This window comes from Neisseria sicca 4320 (assembly GCF_000193735.1).
In the GTDB taxonomy this organism is placed as follows: domain Bacteria; phylum Pseudomonadota; class Gammaproteobacteria; order Burkholderiales; family Neisseriaceae; genus Neisseria; species Neisseria sicca_E.
Map to the genome: position 1 here is coordinate 1 of NZ_AEPF01000125.1, position 781 is coordinate 781.

Below are 781 nucleotides of genomic sequence, written 5' to 3' on the forward strand. Positions count from 1 at the left end.
GTTACGGTCGGTTTGCCGTTGTTTTGGCTTTGCACGCGCCATACGCCCGTTTTCGGGTCATAGCCTTTTTGTTGTAAGGCTCTTTCGCTTGGAAATCCTGCCCCCTGATGTTGTGCCGGCGGGGGAAGTCCTACTTCTGCACTTACAGGAGCAGCGAATAAAGCAGCAGACAGAGCAAGGCATAAGGCAATATGCCGATGATGAACATTGCTTCGGGTATCATTCTTCATTACTCTTTTCTCTCGTGGATAATATGAATTTGTAGATTAGGTTTACGACAAATACCGTGGCGACGATTGAAACGCACATCAGACCTATCTCTTTGCCCAGCTTCTGATATTCCATCGGGTCGCAATCGGGAAAGGTCAGTTTGACTTGCTGTTCGTTATACTGCCATGTAGAGCCGTTAAAAACGGGGTGATGCAGCACCCCGTCTTTGTCTATTGTCGGCACTACACGGGTCATCACGTCGTTTGTCGCCGCTTCGTGTGTGAAATGGCAGACACGGCCGACTTGATAACCCATTGCTATTAACCGCCTTTGCGTACTGCTTTAATAATCAGACCGACAACGACCATTGCAGCAGCGACACCGATAACAACCGCGCCAATAGATGAAACACCTTCTTTCGCACTAGCCAACTCGGCTTTGGCGGCTGTTACCAACGGGCTGTCTTCTGCCATTGCAGGCAAAGACATGATGGCAACGGAAGCACCGGCGACGGCGTATTGCAGTTTTTGTTTCAGGTTCATTTTGTTTTCCTTTACGAAATGTTGATAAA

Annotated in this window: 2 protein-coding genes and 1 pseudogene; all 3 read right to left on the reverse strand. The window is 48.7% G+C overall.

The window, feature by feature from the left end; translation table 11 throughout:
* Positions 1 to 230 (reverse strand): annotated as a pseudogene (locus tag NSCA4_RS15835) (virulence factor TspB C-terminal domain-related protein); the annotation flags it as partial.
* Positions 220 to 525 (reverse strand): hypothetical protein, encoded by a 306-nt coding sequence (locus NSCA4_RS0110870; protein WP_003681111.1) that lies wholly within the window; start codon positions 523 to 525, stop codon positions 220 to 222. The pseudogene NSCA4_RS15835 and the gene NSCA4_RS0110870, both read right to left, overlap by 11 nt.
* Positions 526 to 530: 5 nt before the next feature.
* Positions 531 to 781 (reverse strand): major capsid protein (locus NSCA4_RS0110875; protein WP_016688147.1); only part of this gene is annotated, 251 nt, incomplete at its 5' end.

Excerpts from the sequence above, each read along its gene's own strand:
- NSCA4_RS0110870 (WP_003681111.1), bottom strand. The coding sequence starts at position 525 with ATGGGTTATCAAGTCGGCCGTGTCTGCCATTTCACACACGAAGCGGCG.